We start from the raw sequence: 21,478 nt of genomic DNA on the forward strand, positions 1-21,478 counted from the left end.
AATCTCAGCGCATCGCGGGTGTAGCTCAATGGTAGAGCAGCAGCTTCCCAAGCTGAATACGAGGGTTCGATTCCCTTCACCCGCTCCAGCGACCTTTCCAACGAGCTTCTTCTAATCCCCAAAAAACCGGATCGGCTTGTATCGGCGGTGCGCGATGATCAGGCTGCGATCGGGCTGGATGATGTAGGTTTCTTCAACCTGTTGGCCGTATTGGTCGATGAAATCATGCGGAAAGGCCGAACCAACAGGTGATTTGGTGAGCTTGCTGCGCGGCTGGCCACTATAGGTGATGCTTCCCGGGATCGGCTCAAGGCCGGGGCCGCTGTAGGTTACGGTGCTGCACCCGCTGAGAATGAGGATGCCGATGAGGCCGATGAGTGCGGGTTTCATGTTCATCCCTTCCGGTGCGCCGAGCGATGCGATCTTACTCTCTATTGGCGCCGGCGCATCATGCAAACGGCGTGGCAAGTTGCAATCCTTCGAGAAGCACCGCTTCCATTGCCGAAACTGGAGCTGTCTGCTAGATCGGCAGCGTCGAAAAAGGCAGGATCGGTTGAGGTAAGCCCGATCCCTTCCGTCAGGGCGTCATCAGCGCTCTCTAGAAGCTCTGCTCCGTGGCCCTTGGCACGAGAACCCGCGACGTGATCCGCATGCAATGCGGGATCCCGGCGGCGTGCGGAGACGGCAAAAGGCAGTCCCGGGATTTTTTTGAACGGAGACTGTCATGCGCCTGAACCATCTCGATTTTCACGTACCCGATATCACTGAGACGGCGGATTTCTTCATCCGCCATTTCGGCCTGACGCTCAAGGATATGCGCGGCAACAACGGCCTGGCGATCATGGAGGACGATGCCGGCCTCGAAATCGTCCTCAGCCACGCCATCGCCAAGTTCGGCGCCGCCGACCAAGTGGAGATAGGACGCCAAACCTATCATATCGGCTTCATCCTGCCCGAAAGGGCGGATGTCGATGCGGTCCATGCCGGGCTCGTCGCCGCCGGCGCGGCACTCTCCGGCCCGCCGGCCGCCATGCGCGGCGGCTGGCTGTTTTATTGCACGGCGCCGGGGAATATCCTTGTCGAGGTGGGGTGGCGGCCGGGTTAGACGAGATCCGAAAAGGAAGGGCGGCGGCCGCCGCTTGCCCCTCATCCGGCTGCCGCCACCTTCTCCCCGCTAGCGGGGCGAAGGGGAAAAGCGGCAACCTCTCCGTTCCTCGCTAGCCTCGCGCATGGCACGTCCCCTCGCCCCGTTTACGGGGAGAGGGTTAGGGTGAGGGGCAGGCTTCGGGCGCGAACTGAACGGCCGTGCCTCAGAACTCCGTCCAGTCCCCATCCTGGCTTTTCGGCGCGCCGCCGCCGAAGGCGTTGGCGAGGGTTTGGCCGAGGGCGCGGGCGGGCGAGGCGGTCGGGCGGGCCGCACCTTCCCGAGCGACGCGGATTGCGGGTGCCTTGGCCACCGGGCGCGCGGCGGTGCGTGGTGCGGGTGCTGACGGCCGGGTCGAGGCGATCGGTGCAGCGGCGGCAAAGCCCGCGGTGCCCGTCAGCCGGAATTGGCCGAGCAGGTTGTTCAGCGCCGTCGCTTCCGTGGCGAGGCTGTGGCTGGCGGCCGTCGACTGTTCGACCATCGCCGCGTTCTGCTGTGTGCCCTGGTCCATGGTGTTGACGGCGGTGTTGATCTCCTGCAGGCCGATCGACTGTTCACGCGAGGCTTCGGCGATGGCGTGGACGTGCTGGTTGATTTCCTGCACTTCCTGGACGATCGAATCGAGCGCCTTGCCGGTTTCACCGACCAGCGAGACGCCGGTCTGCACATGCGTGCCGGAATTGGTGATCAGGTCCTTGATTTCCTTTGCCGCCTTGGCCGAGCGCTGGGCGAGCTCGCGCACCTCCTGGGCGACGACCGCAAAGCCCTTGCCGGCTTCGCCGGCGCGCGCGGCTTCGACGCCGGCGTTCAAGGCCAGAAGATTGGTCTGGAAGGCGATGTCGTCGATGACGCCGATGATGTTGGAAATCTCGCCCGAGGATTTTTCGATCTGCTGCATGGCGGAGACGGCCCTGCGGACGATCTCGCCGGACTTTTCGGCGCCGAGGCGGGTGCGGGCGACGAGCTGGCTCGCCTCCTCGGCGCGCCTGGCGGCGTCGCGCACCGTGGTGGTGATCTCCTCCAGCGCCGCCGCCGTCTCTTCGACGGAGGCCGACTGCTGTTCCGTCCGCCGGGAAAGCTCGTCTGCCGAAGACCGAATTTCGTTGGCGCCGGCGCCGATCGCCCGGGCATTGGCGCCGACCGTATGCAGCGCCTCGTTGAGCTTCTCGACCGAGTTGTTGAAATCCTCGCGCAGCGCATCGAGATGGGCGACGAAAGGCTGGTCGATATGCGAGGCGAGATCGCCGGCGGCAAGCCGGCGCAGACCGTCGCCGAGCGCGGTCACGGCGCCTTCGAGTTCGGCTGCTTCTCGGGTTCTCTGCGCGTCGCGTTCGCGGCGTTCGCTGTCACTGAGGTTACGGTCGGCCTCGGCGCGCGCCTCGATCCGCCCACGCTCGATCGCATTGTCGCGGAAGATCGAGACGGCCTTTGCCATCTGACCGACTTCGTCGCCGCGGTCGAGGCCGCCGACATCGCTTGTGGTATCGCCCTCGGCAAGCCGGGTCATGCGCTGGCGCAACTGCGTCATCGGGCCGGCAATGCCGATCTGGGCGACGACGACGCTGAAGCCGACGGCGGCGAGCACGGCAATGCCGATCAGAAAGAGGCAGAAGACGATCCGCTCGTTGACCGAAGCCGAAAGCGCATCGCCGCCGTCGTTGAGCATCGCCATCATCGCATCATTGTTGGCGGTCAACTTCGGTATCAGCGCATTGAGCTTGGCATTGATCAGCGCAACATTCGCCAGCGCCCCGGCGCTGTCCTTGGCTTTGCTCTGCTCGATAATCTTGTTCGCCAGCGTTTCGATCTCATCGATGCCGGCCTGAATGTCATCGATCGCCGCCTTGCGGCTGGGCACCAGCGCCAGCGCATCTTTCATCCGGTCACGGGCCTGCGGCAGCCTGCTCGGCGCGGCGAGCGCTGTGTCGAAAGCCGGCGTATCGGGCTTCATCTCGGCAAGCAGGGTGACCTGCAGCACCGAGGCCACCAGCGAGGCGCTGGCGCGCGCGCCCTGCATCGAGGCCAGCGCTTCATGATCGATGAAGGCGCTGTAGGCGGCGTCCGCACGGCGGAACTCGGCGATGACATAGACCAGCCCGGCCATCGTGATCAGCCCGAGCAGCGCCACGACCGATATCATTTTCGTGCGGATTTTCAGATGCTTCAACATGGAAATGTCACCCGGTTGACCGGGCGTCGCGCGCCCGGTGCTTTGAAATGAATTGTTTCAAACAGAGCGCCGCGTGAGTGTCGCGGCTCAGGGATTATGGCGGAGTTGACGCATGCATCATGCAATCGGCCGGCGGGTCCGTGTCGTCGTCACAAATAGAGGCGATATTCTTTAATTCCGCGCTAACGGCGGGGTGGTGATGCGGTGATTTTTGGGGACAAGGAGGGCAAGCCGCCACGGCTGCCACCGCGCCGAAGGCTGCCCCTCACCCTAACCCTTGCCGGGGTCGAGCCACTGGTCTCGACCCGTCCTTCGGACCCCCGTAAAAACGGGGCAAGGGGACGTGCCCTGCGAGACGTTGGAGAGGGACGGAGAGGTCGCGGCAAATCCCCTTCGCCCCGCAGGCGGGGAGAAGGTGCCGGCAGGTGGATGAGGGGCGGATGCGGCACGATCCGTCCCATAGATATTCCCCGTCCCGCATGACTCTGTTACATCTCGCGGCAACGCTTCGCGCTTTAACCCGAGACCACGATGATCGAATCCAAACAGGCATTTCCGATTCTGAGGGCTCTTCTCGCGTTCGCAGTGCTGTTTTCGGGCCTTCCCGCATCCGCCCAGCAGGCAACACCGTCGCTGCCGCTGCTTTTCGATGCCCGTGAACGTCTGGCGCGGCCCGATCTCTCCTCGCTGGTGCGGCTGCGCTTCCTGACCTCGGTCGATTTTCCGCCGTTCAATTTCACCGATCAGAACGGCAAGCTTTCCGGTTTCAACGTCGATCTCGCCCGCGAAATCTGCAGCGAGCTGGAGATTTCGGACAAGTGCCAGATCCAGGCGCTCCCTTTCGCCGACCTGAAAGATGCGCTCGCCGCCTCGCAGGGCGATGCCGTGATCGCCGGTCTTGCCGTGACGCCGGAGCTGCGCCGGCGGTTCGTTTTTTCCCGGCCATATCTGATGCTGCCGGCCCGTTTCGTGCGCAATCTCGCTGTGCCGCTCGACGGCAAGACGGCTGACGCGCTTTCCAGCCACCCGGTCGGTGTCGTCAAGGGCACAGTGCACGAGGCGATGCTGGCCGCCTTCTTCCCTGCGATCAATGCCCAAGCCTTCGACACCAAGGATGCCGTGCTTGCGGCGCTGAAGGAGCGCAAGGTCGATGCCGCCTTCGCCGATGCGCTGCAGCTTTCCTTCTGGGTTTCATCCCCGGCCTCGGCCAAATGCTGTGCCCTGTTCGACGGGCCCTACCTCTCCGAGCATTTCCTGGGCGAGGGCATGACGATCATGCTGCGGCAGAAGGACAGCGTGCTGACGGCGGCGATCGACCATGCGCTCGCCACGCTGTCGCGCAACGGCCGTCTTCAGGAAATCTATCTGCGCTATTTTCCTTACGGGCTCTATTGAACTTTCGAGCTTATCCCTTGCGGAAGCGGGCAATGGCGCTGCGCTCGATCGCCGCGCAGGTGAGCTTGTCGAGGCCGAGCCGGTCGCGCAGCAGGCTGAGCAGCCGCAATTCCTCGGCTTTGACGGAGAGATCGGCGGAGGCGACTTCGACGGCCAGCGCATAGGCCGTGTCGTAGAGTTTTGCCGGCAGAGTGTCGCGCACAGTTTCGAGAACGACGTCGAGGCCTTCAGGCCCTGAAAGCAGCGAGGCGCAGTCGCGCGCCACCGAAATCAGCTTGTCGTCGTCGAAATCCCGGAAAACCGGCAGGAACCCGATCAGTTGTCCGATCCTTTCCATCTCCCGGTCGTTCATCGTGCTGTCGACGGCTGAGGCCATCACCATCACGTAGATCAGCGCATCATGGGCGGAAAGCGGTTTGTTCATCTCTGATTCCTTTTTCGATCAGCCCAGAGTGGGAATTGGCAGCCGGCATTACAAGGGATCGGCTCCCTGTCAAGGCCGCCGGTTATCTCCGGCGCGGATCGTCGCCATAAAGACCTTTTCCCGCCTGCCTGGCCTTTTCGGCAGCCCATGCAAGCGGTGAGCCCGCCGCAGCCTCGGCCCAGCCGTTTTCGACAAGCCATGCGCTGAGATCCTGAGTGCCGAGCCGGCAGGCGGCGGTCGCCGTTTCCGTCCATACGGCCGCGTCGAGATCGCAGGCAATGCTGCGGTTGCGCAATAGCTGGCGCAGCGCCGTCTTCGCCATCATGCCGCAGGGCCATTGCCGGCCTGTCGGCCCGCATATCCTGTCGGCCGGCGTCGGCACCACGCCGGCAAGCTGAAGCTTGCGCTCGCCGAAGGAGAGAAGGCCGGCATTGTCGACCGCCGGCCGCGCCAGCTCCATCGGCGTCTTCGCGGCCGGACCTGCGGCTTGCGCGGCGGCCGTCTCGGCGCGTGGCTCGCGATCGGCGGGTTTGGGCGCCGTGCCACTGGCTGGACCGGGCGAGGGCGGCGCCGGCGGTTGCGCCGCCGGTTCCGTCGAGCGGACGATCACTTCGGCACGCTCGTCCGAAATCGCAGCCGGTTCACCGGCCTGCGCGGCGGGCGTCGCTGTCTCCTCGGCAGACACGGTCTCATCCCCGGCGGTGCCGCCCCGCAGCCTTGCCTCCCCCGCCATCAGCAGGCCGGCCACCACCACTATCCCTGTGAGGCCTGTGAAGACGGCGGCAGGGCGCATGGAATATCTTCCTATTGGCTGGCCCAGATGATGCGGGCGATCCAATCGACATCGGAAAGCTCGAGGGTGCGGTTGGGATGTTCGGGATTGAGCGACAGGAGCTCGATCGAGCGCGGGCTCTGCCGCAGCAGCACCTTGGCCATCACCTCGCCCTCGCATGTGCGCACCACGACGCGGTCGTTGCGGCGCACCTGCGCGCCGGGCTCGACGATCAGCACGTCGCCGTCGCGGTAGAGCGGCATCATGCTCTCGCCCTGCACCTCCAGCGCATAGACGGCGGATTTCTGCGACGGGGTTGCCGGAAATTCCACGACGTCCCAGCCCTGGCCGGCCGGAAAACCGCCATCGTCGAAGAAGCCGCCGGCGCCGGCCTGGGCAAAGCCGAGCAGCGGAATAGAGCTGCCCTGCGGCGGAAAGGCGCCGTCAGGCTGTGCGCCCAGCTGCCCGGCCGGCTTCCTGGAAAAACCCGCATCCGGCTGCAGGAAGGCAAGGAACTGCTCGACGCTCGCCCCTGTGGCGTCGAGCACCTTGGCGATCGATTCCGTCGAGGGCCAGCGCAGCCGGCCATCGGCGGAAAGCCGTTTCGATTTGTTGAAGGAGGTGGGGTCGAGCCCGGCGCGGCGCGCAAGACCGGATGGCGTCAGCTCGTGCCGCTCGGCAAGCCTGTCGATCGCCCCCCAGATTTGGTCGTGTGACAGCATAGGCGCCCGATTCCGCGCGCGGCACATCCGCGCGTCAGCCGGGCGGAATATTAACCGACCGTGCCGCCCGAGTAAAGGCAAGGGAGGAATAAAGTCCCAATGTTATAGTTCATGCACCCACGCGAGAATCGGGTGGGTTAGAGATTGCGGACGGCTTGGAATTGGTATCCTCGAAATAACTGAGCCGGTATCTTCTATCGTCAATTTATGGCTGCGGTTTGCCAATGCCACGGTCAGAGCATCCAACGCGAGTAAGGTCAATATCGTATCCAGTAAAAAAGCCCGTTCAATCGGCTGGCTGCTTTTCCGATTTTTCCTCTATAGGGAGCGGCTCGACTTCCGGCTGCTTGCTCTTCAAAAGCCAGCGTTCGCAGGCTTGGTAAAACAAGTCGTGCCACCTCTCTAAGTGAGCGGAGACCCACGGGAAATCGAGCCATTTCGCCAACCCAATCATGATCAGCAGGCTGCCTATAATGCAAATGTAGATAGCGGGGTTATTGCCTATCGAGGCGATAAGTATGTTGAACAGCAGCACCATGACAAAATAGTAGGCGAACCGTTCACGGTTGAAATTAGCTTTAAGTCCTTGAATGTCTTGCTCTAACGATGCGGCCTTATCGTCGATCCGACGAGCTGGCGGCGCCGGTCTAAATGCCTCAAGATCGTCCTTTTCAGTTTCCGGCGCGCTGACGTCGTCTATACTCATTAAAAATATCCTCGTCGGGGATCCGTATATTCCTCGCTTTGGGAACGTAATGGGTCGCCCAAGCGCCGTCGTCCGCATGAGTAATTTCCACGAGGTCACCCGCGCTATACGGCAAGAATTTTCGGCAAATGTCGTCCATGACTTTTCGTCGAGGATCCCCGTCCCGGAACGTTCGCGCGTAAAAAAAGATGTCTCTCATCGGCTCTGCGCCGAACATCTTGGCTCGGTGATAGAGTGTGGGTTCAACTGGGCCGTAGTCCCAAGCTTCGAAAGTGCCGTCAAACAGGCGCTGCCCATCCGTCCTACCCATGTGAAACATCTGGGCAAGATAAAGGAGCTTCTGCAGTTGGAGGTGGGTGACATCCCAGTCAGCTTTGTCGCAAATATACCTGGCGACGGAATCTAGCCGTGCGGCCACTATCGACCCTCCCCCCGTCCTTTGATTAGTGCGTTATCGAGTTTTCTCTCAGCGGTCTTGCCAAGCGGGTCGTCGAAACGCTTTTTGTTGTTGTCCGCCTTCAGCTGGAAGGCGTCTTCGCGGAACTTATCCACCTGAGACTGAATTTTGTTTGCTGAGACCACCGGGAACCCTAACCTCTTTGAAGTCGCCAGAAAGGCCGCCAGGCAGCCACCAGCTGGCACCATACCCCTCTTCAATCTTGGCCTGAATGACAGGCCACCAGCGAATTAGATGGGCGCATTTGTAGGCCAAATCAAACTCATTCCATGTTTTAGAGCAGAAGAACCCTACCAACCCGCATTGTCGGAATGCGTTGATTTGGTGTGGCCTTTTAGCGATATTCTTGTCTCCTGTAATGATGACTGAGCCACCAAATCGCTGAAAAGCTATCGCCCAAAATTCATCTGGCGAATTGGCTGGGGCGAAATCCGGCTCCCAATGAAACTCATAACTCGTGCCGCCGAACCCACTGTTCAGCATCCGGACAACTCGCTCCGGCACATTGGCGTCCAATGCCACTTTAACGCGGCTCACGCCGCGTCTCTCCGGTCGGGGTGGTCAAGATGCGTCTCAAATTCAACAGCCGTGACAACATCTTTTGCCGAAATTCCGTAAGCATCCGCAACCGGGTCGGGCCGTTTGCCTTCGCGCAGATAGGCGTCCCTCAAAGTTTCAGTCGGAATTCCGCGCTCGATTACCGGTCGCCCAAACGCTCGTAGCGGGCTAACAGAAACTGTCGGAAACTGCTCAGGTAACGGTCGCCACTCTTTAACAAGTTTGGAGTTGGCATCGAACTCGATACCCGGCACCAGCGCCTGCCGTATCGCTTCGTACATGACGTAATTTCGTGTCGTGAGCGATCTCAGCCTGTAATCGTCTTCAGCTTCTGCCGCCTTCCTCAGCGTCTCAACCACGAAAACGTCGGCTTTGTCTGCTGCCAAAAGAACCGTGCTGAGGGCGAATGGATGGCTGGTATCAAAGTCTTGCCTTAGCGAATGAGCCGCACGGCGCAAGCTTCCAACCTTAACCCCATGCTCCCGAAAGTGCTCAACGAACCTGACCTCCATCAAATCGAGGAAACTCAGCTCTTCTTGATCATCTATCGGATTGAAATCACGCGCAAGGAGCGGCCCGACATTTCTTTGCTTATAGCCTCGCAGCCATCCGTAGATCCGTCGGGCGCTACCTACTCTAATTAGCCGCGCCGCTTCTGGAACCGTGTAAAAGCCCACCATCAATGGATTTGTTGGCTGCACCCTCACACCTCCAATTACTCCCGATAAAGAAGTATTTTTCCGACGATACCACGATACGCTTCGTTTGCACCTTCTTTGTCACACGCAGAGGCCAATTCGCCGATCGTAGAGGAAATCAAAGTCAAGGTGGCTATACATATGTCTCTTGGCGCAACGATGCAAAACCCCTTCATGCCGCTCTTATACATTGAGAAGTAGTTCTCAATCGTATTGGAATGAATCACCGCTTCGCCGTAGAGGAAGTGCTCGCGGGGCGAAGCCTCGCTATGAAAATATTCCCTCGACAAAGCTGGCATGTCAGCACCAAGTCTTACCAGACGCGGAGGATTTGTCCAAGATGGCGCTGGGAATAAAATCCTCCCGGCGCTGTTTCGGCTGACGGGTCAAGCCACCATCGCCATGTTGATCTTGCCGAGCTGGATGACCGCCTGCGTCCGGCTGTCGACGTCGAGTTTCAAGAGGATCGCCGAGACATGCGCCTTGATCGTCGCCTCGGAGACGCCGAGTTCATAGGCGATCTGCTTGTTCAAAAGTCCTTCGCCGAGCATGGTCAGCACCCGGCTCTGCTGCGGCGTCAGCGTGTGCAGGCGGTGGATCAGGTCGGCGACATCAGGATCCTGCTCCTGGCCGTCGCGGTAGTTTTCGGGTGTGGCGATATCGCCGGCAAGCACCGTCTGGATGCTGCGGCGAATGTCGTCGATGCCGGCGGATTTGGAAATGAAGCCGGAGGCGCCCAGTTCCAGCGCCCGGCGGATCGTCGTCGCATCGTCGGTTGCCGAGACGATGATGATCGGCAGGCTGGCAAATTCCGAGCGCAGCGCCATCAGGCCGGAAAAGCCGCTGACGCCGGGCATGGCGAGATCGAGCAGCATCAGGTCGGCCTCCGCATGGGCGCCTGCCGCCTTGCGGGCGGCAGCGAAATCGCCGGCCTCGACGATCGCCTGCCGGCCTTCCATGCCGATCACCGCCTGGCGCAGCGCATCGCGAAACAGCGGATGGTCGTCCGCAATGATAATGGTTTGTTCCTGCATCGAAAACTCCCTCCCAAGAGCCCGATCGTGCCCGCATACGCCGCCGTCCCCTCGGCGTTCTCATGCCTGCCTGCTGATAGGACTATATCAGATCAGGTCTTCTGCGGAAGGGGATTGGCGTTTTCCTCGGTCTGGAACTCCTTCACCATCCCCATGAAACTCTTCATCATCTTTTCCATGATGCCGATCGAGCGGTCAATTTCCGCATCGCTTGGCAGCGCCCGCTGGATCGGGCCGCCCTGTTCCAGCTTCGTCACCCGCTCGGAAAGCCGATCGAGTTCGTCCTCATAGGCCGCCCGTTCGTCGGCCGCCATGCGGCAGACGAGGGCGCCGTCCTTGTCCTGGCAGATCGACATCGCCCCGGTCTGCCGGTCGAGCCGGACGAAATGGTCGCCGCTCCTTTCCAGCTGGAACCGACTTGCATCGGCCTCGGCCGCCACGGCGCCAAGCGGCAGGAGAAGAACGCCAAGTGTCAGAACCAAAATCTTCATAATCTCATCCTCCTGATTTTGCCTGTGGTAGCTCTGTTTTTAACTGCCGGGGCGTGGACATCGCCGCCTCTTTCCGGCAAAGCGCTGGTGATCGAGGACCAGCAATGGCGAGGCCATGATGAGCGTGACACCGACCCTTTACAAGATCGTGACGGAAACGCTCTGGCAGCAAGCCAGACAAACCGGCATTTTTCATGGCGCCGGCATCGATCTCAAGGATGGCTTCATCCATTTTTCGACGGCAGGCCAGGTCAAGCAGACCGCGGCGCTGCATTTTGCCGGCCAGGCCGGCCTGCTGCTGATTGCCGTCGATGGCGGGAGCTTCGGTGACAAGCTGGTGTTCGAAGCCTCGCGCGGCGGCGATCTCTTCCCGCATCTTTATGCCGATTTGCCGCTCGCAGCCGTGCTCTGGGAAGCGCCGTTGCCGCTCGACCAAGCCGGCGCCCATGTCTTTCCGGAGCTGCAGCCATGATCGATCCCTTTAAGCGTCTCGCCCGCAAGGGTCTCTTCCTGTTCGATCCTGAGATGGCGCACGGCATGTCGATCGCCGCGCTGAAATCCGGCCTGGTGCCGGCCTGCCAGATTACGCCCGATCCGCGCCTCAGCCAGACCGTCGCCGGCCTCACCTTCGAAAATCCGCTCGGCATGGCGGCAGGCTACGACAAGAATGCCGAGGTGCCGGAGGCGCTGTTGAAGCTCGGCTTCGGTTTTACCGAGATCGGCACGGTGACGCCGAAGCCGCAATCCGGCAATCCGCGCCCGCGCATCTTCCGGCTGGTGGAGGATGAGGCGGTCATCAATCGCCTCGGCTTCAACAATGAAGGCCATGACGCCGCTTTCGCGCGCCTTGCGGCGCTGAGCGGCCAGGGCATGGTCGGCGTCAATATCGGCGCCAACAAGGACAGTGAGGATCGCATCGCCGACTACGTCGCCGGCATCCGCCGCTTCCATTCGGTCGCGCGTTATTTCACCGCCAACATCTCTTCGCCGAACACGCCGGGCCTGCGCGACCTGCAGGCGCGCGAAAGCCTGGCCGCACTGCTATCATCCGTGCTGGCGGCGCGCGATGAAGCAGCAGTGACCTCAGGCCGCAAGGTGCCGGTCTTCTTGAAGATCGCCCCGGATCTGACCGAGGAAGGCATGGACGATATCGCGGCCGAGGCGCTGTCGCATGCGCTGGATGGGCTGATCGTCTCCAACACCACGCTGTCGCGCGACGGTCTCAAGGATCAGCGCCAGGCCAAGGAGGCGGGCGGTCTCTCCGGCGTGCCGCTGTTCGAAAAATCGACGGCCGTGCTTGCCAGGATGCGCAAGCGCGTCGGTCCGGCGCTGCCGATCATCGGCGTCGGCGGCGTCTCCTCGGCCGAAACCGCGCTGGAGAAGATCAGGGCGGGCGCCGATCTCGTCCAGCTCTATTCCTGCATGGTCTATGAAGGCCCCGGTCTGCCCGGCGATATCGTCCGCGGCCTCTCCAAGCTCATGGACCGCGAAAAGGCGGCCGGGATCGGCGAGTTGCGCGACAGCAGGCTGGATTACTGGGCGGCCCGAAAGGTCTGATCGGCCCGCGGCTTGACCAGCACCGCCAGGAAGAAACCGCGGAACAGCAGGAAGGCGTTCATCGCCAGCCATAGGCCGTGATTGTGAAAGAGCGGCACGAAGACGGCGAGCATCAAGAGATAGCCGGCAAAGGACAACAGCATCCGGTTGCGCATCTCGGCCGACCATGTCGCGCCGATGAAGACCCCGTCCATCAGGAAGGCGAGCGCGCCGGTCAGCCCGGTCACCGCCGCCCAGGGCAGGTAAGTCTCTGCGGCCTGCCGCACCTCGGGCGAGGTCGTCAGCACCGAGATCAGCCAGGGCCCGGCGAGGAAGAAGAAGGCGGAAACGATTGCCGCCAGGCCGAAGGACCAGAGGGTGGTGAGTTTCAGCCCGCGGTCGAAGGCCGGCCGGTAACGGGCGCCGACCGCCCGGCCGGTGATCTGCTCGGCGGCATTGGCAAGCCCGTCGAGATAATAGCCCGACAGCAGAAAGAAATTCATCAGCACGGCATTGGCGGCAAGCGTCACCGCGCCAAAACCGGTGCCGATCCGCGTCATGATGGCGAAGGCGCCGATCAGCACGAAGGTGCGGATCAGGATGTCGCGGTTGAGTGCGAAAAGCTCGGCCAAGCGGTGCCGGGAAAAGATCTCCGACCATGCCGGCCGCTCTGATTTGGCAAAGCCGCTGAGCACGATGAACAGCCCGGCGAGCGCGCCGGTCGCCTCGCCGGCCATCGTTGCCCAGGCGACACCGGCCACGCCCCAGCCGAGCGTCAGGCCGAGATAGATCGACAGCACGATATTGATGCCGTTGATCAGCGCCTGCAGCAGCAGCCCGACACCGCCCTGTCCGCGCCCGAGCACGAAGCCGAGGATGGCGTAATTCGCCAGCGCTGCCGGCGCCGCCAGCATGCGGATCGAGAAATAGGTGGCGGTCGCTTCGGCGATTGCACCGTCCGCGCCCATCAGCCGCAAGCCGGCCGCCTTGAGCAGCGGCGAAAGACAGAGCAGCGCCAACCCGCTGCCGAGCGCCGAGATCAGTGCTCTGGAGAAGACGGCCTGTTGCTCGTGCTGGTCCCGCCGGCCATAGGCCTGCGCTGTCAGTCCTGTCGTCGATGCCCGCAGGAAATTGAAACTGCCGAGGATGAGATCGAACAGCATCGCACCGATCGCCAGCCCTGCAAGCGCTTGCGGGTTGCCCATATGGCCGACGACGGCGGTGCTCGTCAGCCCGAGCAGCGGCGTCGTCACGAAGCCGAGCGTCATCGGAATGGCGATCGCCAGCACCAGCCGGTGCGTCACCTCGAAGGCGAACCTGTTGTCGTTACCGCGCGTGTCCATGATGGCCTGATCTCGAGGCCGAATCGCCTCAGCTGGAAAGCACCATGGCCCAATAGGGCAGGTTTCGGGAAGATGCATTGTGGGCGACGGCGACGCCGAGGCCGTCATAACGCCCGAGCATGTTTTCCAGGTGATGCGGCGAGTTGATCCAGGCGGTCACCACCGCATCGACGCTTTGCTGGCCGGAGGCGATATTCTCAGCCGCCGGCAGTTGCACGCCGCTCGCCTTGACGCGGGCGCCGAAACTGTCGGTCATTCCCATCAGATGCGCCATCTTGCCGGCGCTTGCCATGCGTTTGGCCTGGAAGAGGGCGGCCGTGCTCGCTGCCGGATCGGAGCGAAGCGGCGGCAGGCCGTTCTTCGCCCGCAGCTGGTTGACCAGCGGCAGCACGCTCGCCGTCTCGTCCTCGCCGTTCGAGGGCGTGCCGGCAAGGCGCGGGGTGGTGGTGCAGCCGGCGATGCCGGCGGCAAGCGAAAGTCCGGAAAGGATGAGCAGGCTGCGCCTGGAAAGGTCGATCGATGTCATGTTACCGGCGATAGCTGAAAAGGCGAAGGATGACGAAGAGCGGGATGACGATCGTCGCCCCGAGCAGAAGATAGTCGCCGACGCGCCCGAGCGCCGAAAAACCCCGATGCCAGATTTCCAGGATGAAATCCCGGAACCCATAGATGATGTTCCACGGCGTCAGGCCGAAGACGGTCATGACGAAGCCGACGATCAGCGACACGACGACAAGCTTTATCAATGTGCGGGCGAAGGAATCGCCGAGGAACTTGTTCACCTGATCGGACATGCGCCATCTCCTGTTTGCCCTTGGAATAAGGTTGCCGCGTTCTGCCCGCAAGCCCTTTCCGGAATTGGCCGCTTCGCCTCTGAAATAGGACTTGAGTTTTTTTGTGGCCGCGGCCAGATGCCAATCAAACAACAGGTTCATTGATGCAGCCCCACCAGCTTTCCTCCGGCGATGTCATCGCCGACCGCCGCGCCGATTATGCCCGCATGCTCGACGAGGGCGGCGAGCCGGAAGCGGCGGCCGAGCTGATGGAGCAGGCCCTCGAACTCGTGCCCGGCTGGGCCGCCGGCTGGTATCGCCTTGCCAGCTACCGCGAAAAGGCGGGCAGGGGCGAAGCCGCGATCGAAGCCTATCGCAACACGCTTGCCCTCGACCCCGAAGACATTTTCGGCGCCGCCCTCAAGCTCGCCCTTCTCGGCGACGCCGCCACGCCCGACCGGCCGCCGAGCCGCTATGTCGAGCGCCTGTTCGACGATTATGCCGACCGTTTCGAATCGGCGCTCGTCGAAAAACTCGATTACACCGTCCCGCAGAAGCTCGCAGCCCTCGTCGCCTCCACCGGCAGGCATTATGAATGCGCCGTCGATCTCGGCTGCGGCACCGGCCTGCTCGGCCCGGAAATCCATAGCCGTGTCAGCCGCCTCGAAGGCTTCGACCTCTCGCAGAACATGCTGGCCAAAGCCGCGGAGAAGGGGGTCTATGATCACCTCGCCCAGGCCGATCTCTCGCTGGCGCCGGATCTCTCCGGTCTGTTTTCCGATGCCGCGCGCCATCGCGCCGACCTGGTGACGGCCGCCGACGTGCTGATGTATCTCGGCAATCTCGAAAGCGTCTTTGCCATCATCGAAGAGCTCGCCGCATCAGGCGCCGATCTCGCCTTTTCCGTCGAGGATGCGGGGGAGGGCGATGGCTTTCATCTCGCTCCGTCGCTGCGGTATGCCCATTCGGAAGCCTATGTCGGGCTGCTCGCTGCCCGCCACGGCTTCGACATCCTCGACATCGTCAAGACGGTCATTCGCAAAGATGGCGGCAAACCGGTTGCCGGCATTCTGTTCCTTACGCGCAAGCCGGCCTGAGCGAATATTTCTTGCGATTTTTTAATAGGACAGCATTGCTTACCTATTTCGCTTGATCGGCACGCAAGAAGACTGATATTGCACGGATATCCGCAGAGAGCGCGGCGATAAGACGCCGGGCGATCCTGTTCATTTCACAATCAAAAATCCACCGCGTCCGGCTTTTCCTCCGGACGTGTTCCCGAACGCGTCTGCTGTTGGAGACTGGCGACATGACACAGCTCATCAATGCCCTCGGCTTCTGGAATACCAGCGCCACGCGCCATGCCCCGGCCGAAGACGTGCAGGGCATCTTCTCCGGCAGCCTTGTTGCCGCCCTCGGCCTCTACGTGCTCGCCAGCGCCGGGCTTCTCACCGGCAGCACCGCCGGCGTTGCCTTCCTTCTGCACTATGCTTTCGGCATCAATTTCGGCCTTGCCTTCTTCCTGCTCAACCTGCCGTCCTTCTGGCTGTCGTGGAAGCGTCTCGGCATGGCTTTCACCATCAAGACCTTCGTCGCCATCGGCCTGACCTCGGTGCTGGCAGACGTGCAGTCGCGCTTCTTCTCCATTTCCAGCATCCATCCGGCCTGGGCGGCACTTCTCGGCGGCCTGCTGCTCGGCTTCGGCGTGCTGGCGCTTTATCGCCATCGCGCCAGCCTCGGCGGCGTCGGCATTCTCGGCGTCTATGTCCAAGAGCGTTTCGGCATCCGCGCCGGCCTCGTCCAGCTCGCCATCGACCTATGCGTGCTCGCCGCCGCTTTCCTCGTCACCACGCCGCCCACCGTCTTCTATTCCGTCGTTGGCGCCGTCGTCCTCAACCTCTTCGTCGCCATCAACCACCGCGCCGACAGGTACATCGCGTTGTAGGGTGGTGTCCCAAGCCCCGTATCCGCGTGTCATTTGCCCCTCATCCGCCTGCCGGCACCTTCTCCCCGTAAACGGGGCGAAGGAGGATGGCCGCTACCTCTCCGTCCCTCGCACACATCTCGTAGGGCACGTCCCCTCTCCCCGTTTTACGGGGAGAGGGTTAGGGTGAGGGGCAAGCCACACGGCACGCCATCGCTAATCGCCCTGCCCGAACCGGATAAATGGCAGTTCTCTCAGGGCCCGCGACACACGCCAAGCTCTGACATTACAAATCCGTAAGCCATTCTAAACAAAACGTAACTTGCCTCAGCTCAGCCACGGCGCGACACTTCTTCCCGCGCCGGATTTGATGAGGTGAGTTATGTCAGATTTGGAAAAGCTTGTGAGACGCCGCATGCAGGAAGAATACGCCAAGGGCGCTTCCGCAGAGGAAATCGCGAAAGTCGTCCGCGACCTCTTCAACAGCATCGACCTTTCGGGCGATGGCTTTGATGCCGTCGCGGTGCGCGCCACGACCGATCGCGAGTAACGGGACATTCAACCGACCCGAGATTTTCGGGTCGGTTGTTGGGATGCCATCATAAAGGCGCCCGCAGGGCAGATCGGGTTGAGAAGCCCCCGTAAAAATCGCCGCCGCGTCCCTATTCCTCGCTGTCCTTGCTCCACAAACCACCCCACACTCCGTCATCCTCGGGCTTGACCCGAGGATCCACGCCAGCCTCCGTCAGACGGGGCCATGGATCCCAGGCTCAAGGCCTGGGATGACGGAACTTGGGGGCTGATTTGCCAAACTCGCCGTTGATGCAGCGGATGACACGTCGCACTCCCTGGCTCAACGCGGTGCCGTGTGGCCCCGATGTTTGCCTGGGTTGAGGCACCGGCCTCAACCCCGTGGCAGGTCTCAAGCTGCTTTCACTGCCGCATCGATCGGATGCTGCGAGCGGAAGCCGACCGCCAGCCGGTTCCAGACATTGATGGCGCCGATCGCCACGGTGATCTTGGTCATCTCCTCTTCGGAGAAATGCGCCTTCAGCGTCTCGTAATCGGCGTCCGGCGCGCCTGACTTGGCGATGTTGGTGACGGCGTCGACCCAGCCGAGCAGGGCGCGTTCGCGGGCGTCATAAACAGGCGATTCCCGCCAGACGCACATCAGGTTGATCCATTGCTCGGAGAGCCCGTCGTGGCGGGCTTCCTTCACATGCATGTCGACGCAATAGGCGCAGCCGTTGATCTGCGAGGCGCGCAGCTTGATCAGGTGGATGAAGCGGCGCTCCAGCCCGCTGGTCTGGACATATTGCTCGAGTGCGGCGACCGCCTTGTAGGCATCGGGGGCGGCTTTGGCGAAGTTGAAACGCGGTTGCATGATCTTCTCCTTGGTTGTGGCTCAGCGAGCCGTCTTGCGTTCATGGATTTCAAGAAAGGCGCAGCCTCGGGCTGCGATCGATCCGTCGTCGAGGGCGGTCAATTCGATGCCGAGATCGGCAATGCTGGTTTTGGCGAGTTCGGCCCGATAGACCCGTTCGGCCCGGAGCATCGCCGCGCTGATGTTGCAGGGCTTGGCAAAGAAGCGGTCGGAGACCGGGTTCGGCCCGCGCTGGCGGATTTCGGCGCAGCGGAATGCGGGCGCCGGTCCTTCGACCGCGAGCAGGATATCGAGCAGCGAAATCTCTTCCGCCGCCTTCGCCAGCCGATATCCGCCTTTCGGCCCCGGCACGGTATCGAGGATGCCGGCGCCGGAAAGCGCCTGCAGATGTTTCAGCAGATAGCTCGTCGACACACCGTGGAATTCCGCCAGCGCCGCAGCCGAAAGCACGCCGCCTTCGGAGAGGCCGGAAAGCATCGCAACGCTGTGAATGGCCTGTTCGACGCCATCGCTCATCTTCATTGAGGCAATCTCCTAATCATGGATAAAAAATATCCACGATTAGGCCGGCTGTCAAGAGCAGCCTCTGCGGCTTGCCGCTTGCCTTTCTCCCGACGGCGGATAGAAACGGGAAAACGACAGGGGAACATCATGGCAGCCAATGCCTTTACAGGCCTTCTGAATTCCAGCGCCGATCGCCACTCGCTGTTCGACGACGCCCAGGGCATCGTCGCCGGCAGCATGCTCGCTGTGCTGGGCGTCTCGCTGCTCTCCGGCGCCGGGCTGCTTGCCGGCGGCACGGCGGGCCTTGCCTTCCTCGCCCATTATGCGACCGGCTTCAGCTTCGGCCTTTGCTTCTTTGCCGTGAACCTGCCCTTTTACTATCTCGCCTTCCGCCGCATGGGTCCGGCCTTCACCGTCAAGACTTTCGCCGCCATCGCGCTGACCTCGATCCTGTCCGAATTCGTGCCGGGCTTTATAGGCATCGGGCATGTTAATCCGATCGCCGGCGCGCTCTTCGGCGGCCTCGTCATCGGTGCCGGCATGCTGGCGCTCTTCCGCCACCGCGCCAGCCTCGGCGGCATCGGCATTCTCGCCCTCTATATCCAGGATCGTCTCGGCTGGCGCGCCGGCCTCGTCCAGCTCGGCTTCGACTGCATCATCCTGGCGCTCTCCTTCCTGGTCGCCAGCCCCTCGATCATCGCCTGCTCCGTGCTCGGCGCCGTCGTGTTCAACCTCACGCTCGCCATCAACCACCGCAAGGACCGCTATATCGCAGTCTAAATCAGGAGGCAGCGCATGATGTCGCCCGAAAACCGCTCACACTTTTCGGCATCATGCGCGTAAGCGGATGGCGGCTCTTCTTTTTCCCTGAGCTTTCACTAGTTTCAGCGCGTGGACCAGATCGATTCCGAAACCAGCGCTTTGCTGCCTGCCGTCTTTGCCCGCTGGTTTGCGGAAAAGGGCTGGCGGCCGCGCGCCCATCAGCTGGAGCTGCTTGCCCGTGCCGAGGCCGGCGAAAGCACGCTGCTGATTGCGCCCACGGGCGCCGGCAAGACGCTCGCCGGTTTTCTGCCGTCGCTCACCGATCTCACCCGCCGCGGCAGGATTCCGCCGGGCTCCGCCTTCACCGGCATCCACACGCTCTATGTCTCGCCGCTGAAGGCGCTGGCGATCGACATCGAGCGCAATCTGATGAAGCCGGTCGCGGAGATGGACCTGCCGGTCACCGTCGAAAACCGCACCGGCGATACGCCGAACGCCAAGCGCCAGCGGCAAAAACTCAACCCGCCGGATATTCTGCTGACGACGCCCGAGCAGGTCGCCCTGCTTCTCGCCAACCGCGAGGCCGAGCGGTTCTTCAAGGACCTGAAATATGTCGTGCTCGACGAGCTGCATTCGCTCGTCACCTCCAAGCGCGGCCATATGCTGTCGCTCGGCCTTGCCCGTCTGCGCCGCCTTGCCCCGGACCTCCAGACCATCGGCCTGTCGGCGACCGTCGCCGAGCCGATAGATCTGCAGAAATGGCTGGTCGCGCAACATGAGCGCATAGGGCAGGAGGGCCGGGAGCACCATGCCGGTCTCGTCGTCGTCGAAGGTGGCGCCAAGCCCGATATCTCGATCCTGTCGACCGAAGAGCGCATTCCCTGGGCCGGCCATTCCGCCAAATATGCCATTCCCGACGTCTACAACCAGCTTCTCGAACACCAGACGACGCTGCTCTTCGTCAATACCCGCAGCCAGGCCGAGATGCTGTTCCGGGAACTCTGGACGATCAATGACGACAATCTGCCGATCGCCCTCCATCACGGTTCGCTCGATGTCGCCCAGCGCCGCAAGGTCGAGGCGGCGATGGCCGAAAACCGGCTGCGCGCCGTCGTCGCCACCTCCACCCTCGATCTCGGCATCGACTGGGGCGATGTCGATCTGGTCATCCATGTCGGCGCGCCGAAGGGCGCCTCGCGCCTTGCCCAGCGCATCGGCCGCGCCAATCACCGCATGGACGAGCCTTCTAAGGCGATCCTTGTGCCGGCCAACCGCTTCGAGGTGATGGAGTGTCAAGCAGCCCTCGACGCCAATTATATCGGCGCCCAGGACACGCCGCCGGTCGGCCGCGGCGCGCTCGACGTGCTCGCCCAGCACGTGCTCGGCATGGCCTGCGCCGAACCCTTCGACATGCTGGAACTCTACGACGAAATCATCAGCGCCTCGCCCTATGCCGATCTCAGCTGGGAAACCTTCGAGCGCATCGTCGATTTCGTCGCGACCGGCGGTTATGCGCTGCGCACCTATGAGCGTTACGCCCGCATCCGTAGGACCAAGGAGGGCCGCTGGCGTGTCTCCAATCCTGGTGTCGCCCAGCAATACCGCCTCAACCTCGGCACCATCGTCGAAAGCCCGATGCTGAACATCCGTATGGTCAAGCGCGGCGAGGGCGGCCGGATCGGCCGCGGCGGCGCTACGCTCGGAAAGGTCGAAGAATATTTCCTCGAGCAATTGTCGCCGGGCGATACCTTCGTCTTTTCAGGCAAGGTGCTGCGTTTCGAGGGCATCCGCGAAAATGAATGCCTGGCCTCGCAGGCCTTTTCCCTCGATCCGAAGATCCCATCCTACAATGGCGGCAAGTTTCCGCTGTCGACCTATCTTGCCGAACAGGTGCGGGCGATGATCGCCGATCCCGACCGCTGGCGCCATTTGCCGGATCAGGTGCGCGACTGGCTGTCCTTGCAGAACGACAAGTCGATGCTGCCGAAGCGCGACGAGTTCCTGATCGAAACTTTTCCGCGCGGCAGCCGCGGTTATATGGTCGCCTATCCCTTCGAAGGCCGTCTTGCCCATCAGACGCTCGGGATGCTGCTGACGCGCCGGCTGGAGCGGGCGGGCGCCAAGCCGCTCGGCTTCGTCGCCACCGATTATTCGCTGGCTGTCTGGGGTCTCGAGGATATCGGGCTGATGATCGGCAATGGCCGGCTCAGCCTCTCCGATCTCTTCGACGAAGACATGCTCGGCGACGATCTCGAAGCCTGGCTCGACGAATCCTTCCTGCTGAAGCGCACCTTCCGCAATTGCGCCGTGATTGCAGGCTTGATCGAGCGCCGCCATCCCGGCAAGGAAAAGAGCGGCCGCCAGATCACCGTCTCGGCCGATCTGATCTATGACGTGTTGCGCAGCCACGAGCCGGATCATATTCTGCTGCAGGCGACGCGCCAGGATGCGGCGACGGGACTTTTGGATATTGGCCGTCTTGGCGATATGCTGAAGCGAATCAGGGGCCACATCACCCATCGCCCGCTCGACCATATCTCCCCGCTCGCCGTGCCGGTGATGCTGGAGATCGGACGCGAGGCGGTGCCGGGCGAGGCCCATGACGCGCTGCTCGCCGAAGCCGCCGACGATCTGATCGCCGAGGCTTTGGCCTGATGATGATTTTGGAATCGACGATAGTG

The 21,478-nt window shown here is 62.4% G+C and carries 26 protein-coding genes and 1 tRNA gene; 10 read left to right on the top strand and 17 right to left on the bottom strand.

Annotated features, from left to right (window positions below; genetic code table 11):
- Nucleotides 1–14: 14 nt before the first annotated feature.
- A tRNA-Gly gene (locus BBJ66_RS02775) sits at nucleotides 15–88 on the top strand.
- A 23-nt stretch (nucleotides 89–111) separates the two neighbouring features.
- On the opposite strand, the gene BBJ66_RS02780 is transcribed toward BBJ66_RS02775, so the two are convergent.
- On the bottom strand, nucleotides 112–390 hold the full coding sequence (locus BBJ66_RS02780; protein WP_003588766.1) for a hypothetical protein: 279 nt from the start codon (nucleotides 388–390) through the stop codon (nucleotides 112–114).
- 334 nt (nucleotides 391–724) lie between these two features.
- Here BBJ66_RS02780 and BBJ66_RS02785 point away from each other — a divergent pair, with 334 nt between their 5' ends.
- The gene (locus BBJ66_RS02785) at nucleotides 725–1,105 is read left to right on the top strand and encodes a VOC family protein (protein ID WP_071084815.1); all 381 of its coding nucleotides are present in this window, start codon (nucleotides 725–727) and stop codon (nucleotides 1,103–1,105) included.
- 205 nt (nucleotides 1,106–1,310) lie between these two features.
- Here BBJ66_RS02785 and BBJ66_RS02790 read toward each other — a convergent pair whose 3' ends face one another.
- A complete protein-coding gene (locus tag BBJ66_RS02790; protein ID WP_071084817.1) occupies nucleotides 1,311–3,314 on the bottom strand; it encodes a methyl-accepting chemotaxis protein in 2,004 nt (667 codons plus the stop codon).
- Between the two features lie 531 nt (nucleotides 3,315–3,845).
- On the opposite strand from BBJ66_RS02790, the gene BBJ66_RS02795 reads away from it, so the two are divergent.
- On the top strand, nucleotides 3,846–4,709 hold the full coding sequence (locus BBJ66_RS02795) for a transporter substrate-binding domain-containing protein (protein WP_071084819.1): 864 nt from the start codon (nucleotides 3,846–3,848) through the stop codon (nucleotides 4,707–4,709).
- A 10-nt stretch (nucleotides 4,710–4,719) separates the two neighbouring features.
- On the opposite strand, the gene BBJ66_RS02800 is transcribed toward BBJ66_RS02795, so the two are convergent.
- The 10 genes from BBJ66_RS02800 to BBJ66_RS02845 form a co-directional block, all read right to left on the bottom strand.
- Nucleotides 4,720–5,133: a tellurite resistance TerB family protein gene (locus tag BBJ66_RS02800; RefSeq protein ID WP_049734388.1), complete on the bottom strand. Its 414-nt coding sequence runs from the start codon at nucleotides 5,131–5,133 to the stop codon at nucleotides 4,720–4,722.
- Nucleotides 5,134–5,215: 82 nt separating this feature from the next.
- Entirely contained in the window at nucleotides 5,216–5,926 is a 711-nt protein-coding gene (locus tag BBJ66_RS02805) for a thermonuclease family protein (RefSeq protein WP_071084821.1), read from the bottom strand.
- 11 nt (nucleotides 5,927–5,937) lie between these two features.
- Entirely contained in the window at nucleotides 5,938–6,627 is a 690-nt protein-coding gene (locus BBJ66_RS02810; RefSeq protein WP_071084823.1) for a S24 family peptidase, read from the bottom strand.
- A 286-nt stretch (nucleotides 6,628–6,913) separates the two neighbouring features.
- Nucleotides 6,914–7,333: a hypothetical protein gene (locus tag BBJ66_RS02815; RefSeq protein ID WP_071084825.1), complete on the bottom strand. Its 420-nt coding sequence runs from the start codon at nucleotides 7,331–7,333 to the stop codon at nucleotides 6,914–6,916.
- Nucleotides 7,299–7,751 carry a Panacea domain-containing protein gene (locus BBJ66_RS35845; protein WP_071084827.1) on the bottom strand — a complete coding sequence of 151 codons (453 nt, stop codon included), beginning with the start codon at nucleotides 7,749–7,751 and terminating at the stop codon, nucleotides 7,299–7,301. The genes BBJ66_RS02815 and BBJ66_RS35845 overlap by 35 nt, the downstream gene beginning before the upstream one ends.
- Before the next feature lie 126 nt (nucleotides 7,752–7,877).
- Nucleotides 7,878–8,327 carry a hypothetical protein gene (locus BBJ66_RS34515; protein WP_128146115.1) on the bottom strand — a complete coding sequence of 150 codons (450 nt, stop codon included), beginning with the start codon at nucleotides 8,325–8,327 and terminating at the stop codon, nucleotides 7,878–7,880.
- Nucleotides 8,324–9,049 carry a hypothetical protein gene (locus tag BBJ66_RS02830; protein WP_128146114.1) on the bottom strand — a complete coding sequence of 242 codons (726 nt, stop codon included), beginning with the start codon at nucleotides 9,047–9,049 and terminating at the stop codon, nucleotides 8,324–8,326. The genes BBJ66_RS34515 and BBJ66_RS02830 overlap by 4 nt, the downstream gene beginning before the upstream one ends.
- Nucleotides 9,050–9,063: 14 nt before the next feature.
- Complete coding sequence (locus BBJ66_RS02835; RefSeq protein WP_071084833.1) at nucleotides 9,064–9,345, bottom strand: hypothetical protein; 282 nt, start codon at nucleotides 9,343–9,345, stop codon at nucleotides 9,064–9,066.
- An 87-nt stretch (nucleotides 9,346–9,432) separates the two neighbouring features.
- The gene (locus tag BBJ66_RS02840) at nucleotides 9,433–10,080 is read right to left on the bottom strand and encodes a response regulator (protein WP_049734385.1); all 648 of its coding nucleotides are present in this window, start codon (nucleotides 10,078–10,080) and stop codon (nucleotides 9,433–9,435) included.
- A 92-nt stretch (nucleotides 10,081–10,172) separates the two neighbouring features.
- On the bottom strand, nucleotides 10,173–10,571 hold the full coding sequence (locus BBJ66_RS02845; RefSeq protein WP_049734384.1) for a hypothetical protein: 399 nt from the start codon (nucleotides 10,569–10,571) through the stop codon (nucleotides 10,173–10,175).
- Nucleotides 10,572–10,689: 118 nt separating this feature from the next.
- On the opposite strand from BBJ66_RS02845, the gene BBJ66_RS02850 reads away from it, so the two are divergent.
- Together BBJ66_RS02850 and BBJ66_RS02855 are read left to right on the top strand one after the other, a co-directional pair.
- The gene (locus BBJ66_RS02850; RefSeq protein WP_071084997.1) at nucleotides 10,690–11,043 is read left to right on the top strand and encodes a DUF952 domain-containing protein; all 354 of its coding nucleotides are present in this window, start codon (nucleotides 10,690–10,692) and stop codon (nucleotides 11,041–11,043) included.
- Complete coding sequence (locus tag BBJ66_RS02855) at nucleotides 11,040–12,128, top strand: quinone-dependent dihydroorotate dehydrogenase (RefSeq protein WP_071084835.1); 1,089 nt, start codon at nucleotides 11,040–11,042, stop codon at nucleotides 12,126–12,128. Before BBJ66_RS02850 ends, BBJ66_RS02855 begins: the two co-directional genes overlap by 4 nt.
- On the opposite strand, the gene BBJ66_RS02860 is transcribed toward BBJ66_RS02855, so the two are convergent.
- Genes BBJ66_RS02860 through BBJ66_RS02870 form a run of 3 tightly spaced genes read right to left on the bottom strand, consistent with a single transcriptional unit; the run spans nucleotide 12,104 to nucleotide 14,244 of the window.
- Entirely contained in the window at nucleotides 12,104–13,450 is a 1,347-nt protein-coding gene (locus BBJ66_RS02860) for an MATE family efflux transporter (protein ID WP_071084837.1), read from the bottom strand. The two genes, BBJ66_RS02855 and BBJ66_RS02860, sit on opposite strands and share 25 nt — an antisense overlap.
- A 28-nt stretch (nucleotides 13,451–13,478) precedes the next feature.
- Complete coding sequence (locus BBJ66_RS02865; protein ID WP_071084839.1) at nucleotides 13,479–13,976, bottom strand: CAP domain-containing protein; 498 nt, start codon at nucleotides 13,974–13,976, stop codon at nucleotides 13,479–13,481.
- 1 nt (nucleotide 13,977) lies between these two features.
- Nucleotides 13,978–14,244, bottom strand: a complete 267-nt coding sequence (locus tag BBJ66_RS02870; protein ID WP_049734395.1) for a DUF6460 domain-containing protein — start codon at nucleotides 14,242–14,244, stop codon at nucleotides 13,978–13,980.
- 143 nt (nucleotides 14,245–14,387) lie between these two features.
- Here BBJ66_RS02870 and BBJ66_RS02875 point away from each other — a divergent pair, with 143 nt between their 5' ends.
- The 3 genes from BBJ66_RS02875 to BBJ66_RS35590 all read left to right on the top strand — a co-directional run bounded on the left by BBJ66_RS02875 (nucleotide 14,388) and on the right by BBJ66_RS35590 (nucleotide 16,697).
- On the top strand, nucleotides 14,388–15,320 hold the full coding sequence (locus BBJ66_RS02875; RefSeq protein ID WP_071084841.1) for a class I SAM-dependent DNA methyltransferase: 933 nt from the start codon (nucleotides 14,388–14,390) through the stop codon (nucleotides 15,318–15,320).
- 212 nt (nucleotides 15,321–15,532) lie between these two features.
- The gene (locus tag BBJ66_RS02880; protein ID WP_071084843.1) at nucleotides 15,533–16,168 is read left to right on the top strand and encodes a YitT family protein; all 636 of its coding nucleotides are present in this window, start codon (nucleotides 15,533–15,535) and stop codon (nucleotides 16,166–16,168) included.
- 394 nt (nucleotides 16,169–16,562) lie between these two features.
- Nucleotides 16,563–16,697, top strand: coding sequence for a hypothetical protein (locus BBJ66_RS35590; RefSeq protein ID WP_274534063.1), 135 nt, complete (start codon nucleotides 16,563–16,565; stop codon nucleotides 16,695–16,697).
- Between the two features lie 372 nt (nucleotides 16,698–17,069).
- Here the strand turns inward: BBJ66_RS35590 and BBJ66_RS02885 are convergent, their stop codons facing one another.
- Both BBJ66_RS02885 and BBJ66_RS02890 read right to left on the bottom strand, forming a co-directional pair.
- The gene (locus BBJ66_RS02885; protein ID WP_049732330.1) at nucleotides 17,070–17,531 is read right to left on the bottom strand and encodes a carboxymuconolactone decarboxylase family protein; all 462 of its coding nucleotides are present in this window, start codon (nucleotides 17,529–17,531) and stop codon (nucleotides 17,070–17,072) included.
- 21 nt (nucleotides 17,532–17,552) lie between these two features.
- Nucleotides 17,553–18,053: an RrF2 family transcriptional regulator gene (locus BBJ66_RS02890; RefSeq protein ID WP_049732331.1), complete on the bottom strand. Its 501-nt coding sequence runs from the start codon at nucleotides 18,051–18,053 to the stop codon at nucleotides 17,553–17,555.
- Nucleotides 18,054–18,182: 129 nt separating this feature from the next.
- Between BBJ66_RS02890 and BBJ66_RS02895 the strand changes: the two genes are divergently transcribed.
- Both BBJ66_RS02895 and BBJ66_RS02900 read left to right on the top strand, forming a co-directional pair.
- Nucleotides 18,183–18,815: a YitT family protein gene (locus BBJ66_RS02895; RefSeq protein WP_071084845.1), complete on the top strand. Its 633-nt coding sequence runs from the start codon at nucleotides 18,183–18,185 to the stop codon at nucleotides 18,813–18,815.
- Nucleotides 18,816–18,926: 111 nt separating this feature from the next.
- The gene (locus BBJ66_RS02900) at nucleotides 18,927–21,452 is read left to right on the top strand and encodes a ligase-associated DNA damage response DEXH box helicase (RefSeq protein ID WP_071084847.1); all 2,526 of its coding nucleotides are present in this window, start codon (nucleotides 18,927–18,929) and stop codon (nucleotides 21,450–21,452) included.
- The last annotated feature ends 26 nt before the right edge of the window (nucleotides 21,453–21,478 follow it).

It is taken from the genome of Rhizobium sp. RSm-3 (genome assembly GCF_001854685.1).
GTDB classification, from domain to species: Bacteria; Pseudomonadota; Alphaproteobacteria; order Rhizobiales; family Rhizobiaceae; genus Rhizobium; species Rhizobium ecuadorense.

Coding starts and splice junctions, on each gene's coding strand:
- BBJ66_RS02780 (WP_003588766.1), bottom strand. CDS start 390: ATGAAACCCGCACTCATCGGCCTCATCGGCATCCTCATTCTCAGCGGG.
- BBJ66_RS02785 (WP_071084815.1), top strand. CDS start 725: ATGCGCCTGAACCATCTCGATTTTCACGTACCCGATATCACTGAGACG.
- BBJ66_RS02790 (WP_071084817.1), bottom strand. CDS start 3,314: ATGTTGAAGCATCTGAAAATCCGCACGAAAATGATATCGGTCGTGGCG.
- BBJ66_RS02795 (WP_071084819.1), top strand. CDS start 3,846: ATGATCGAATCCAAACAGGCATTTCCGATTCTGAGGGCTCTTCTCGCG.
- BBJ66_RS02800 (WP_049734388.1), bottom strand. CDS start 5,133: ATGAACAAACCGCTTTCCGCCCATGATGCGCTGATCTACGTGATGGTG.
- BBJ66_RS02805 (WP_071084821.1), bottom strand. CDS start 5,926: ATGCGCCCTGCCGCCGTCTTCACAGGCCTCACAGGGATAGTGGTGGTG.
- BBJ66_RS02810 (WP_071084823.1), bottom strand. CDS start 6,627: ATGCTGTCACACGACCAAATCTGGGGGGCGATCGACAGGCTTGCCGAG.
- BBJ66_RS02815 (WP_071084825.1), bottom strand. CDS start 7,333: ATGAGTATAGACGACGTCAGCGCGCCGGAAACTGAAAAGGACGATCTT.
- BBJ66_RS02835 (WP_071084833.1), bottom strand. CDS start 9,345: ATGCCAGCTTTGTCGAGGGAATATTTTCATAGCGAGGCTTCGCCCCGC.
- BBJ66_RS02840 (WP_049734385.1), bottom strand. CDS start 10,080: ATGCAGGAACAAACCATTATCATTGCGGACGACCATCCGCTGTTTCGC.
- BBJ66_RS02845 (WP_049734384.1), bottom strand. CDS start 10,571: ATGAAGATTTTGGTTCTGACACTTGGCGTTCTTCTCCTGCCGCTTGGC.
- BBJ66_RS02850 (WP_071084997.1), top strand. CDS start 10,690: ATGAGCGTGACACCGACCCTTTACAAGATCGTGACGGAAACGCTCTGG.
- BBJ66_RS02855 (WP_071084835.1), top strand. CDS start 11,040: ATGATCGATCCCTTTAAGCGTCTCGCCCGCAAGGGTCTCTTCCTGTTC.
- BBJ66_RS02860 (WP_071084837.1), bottom strand. CDS start 13,450: ATGGACACGCGCGGTAACGACAACAGGTTCGCCTTCGAGGTGACGCAC.
- BBJ66_RS02865 (WP_071084839.1), bottom strand. CDS start 13,976: ATGACATCGATCGACCTTTCCAGGCGCAGCCTGCTCATCCTTTCCGGA.
- BBJ66_RS02870 (WP_049734395.1), bottom strand. CDS start 14,244: ATGTCCGATCAGGTGAACAAGTTCCTCGGCGATTCCTTCGCCCGCACA.
- BBJ66_RS02875 (WP_071084841.1), top strand. CDS start 14,388: ATGCAGCCCCACCAGCTTTCCTCCGGCGATGTCATCGCCGACCGCCGC.
- BBJ66_RS02880 (WP_071084843.1), top strand. CDS start 15,533: ATGACACAGCTCATCAATGCCCTCGGCTTCTGGAATACCAGCGCCACG.
- BBJ66_RS35590 (WP_274534063.1), top strand. CDS start 16,563: ATGCAGGAAGAATACGCCAAGGGCGCTTCCGCAGAGGAAATCGCGAAA.
- BBJ66_RS02885 (WP_049732330.1), bottom strand. CDS start 17,531: ATGCAACCGCGTTTCAACTTCGCCAAAGCCGCCCCCGATGCCTACAAG.
- BBJ66_RS02890 (WP_049732331.1), bottom strand. CDS start 18,053: ATGAAGATGAGCGATGGCGTCGAACAGGCCATTCACAGCGTTGCGATG.
- BBJ66_RS02895 (WP_071084845.1), top strand. CDS start 18,183: ATGGCAGCCAATGCCTTTACAGGCCTTCTGAATTCCAGCGCCGATCGC.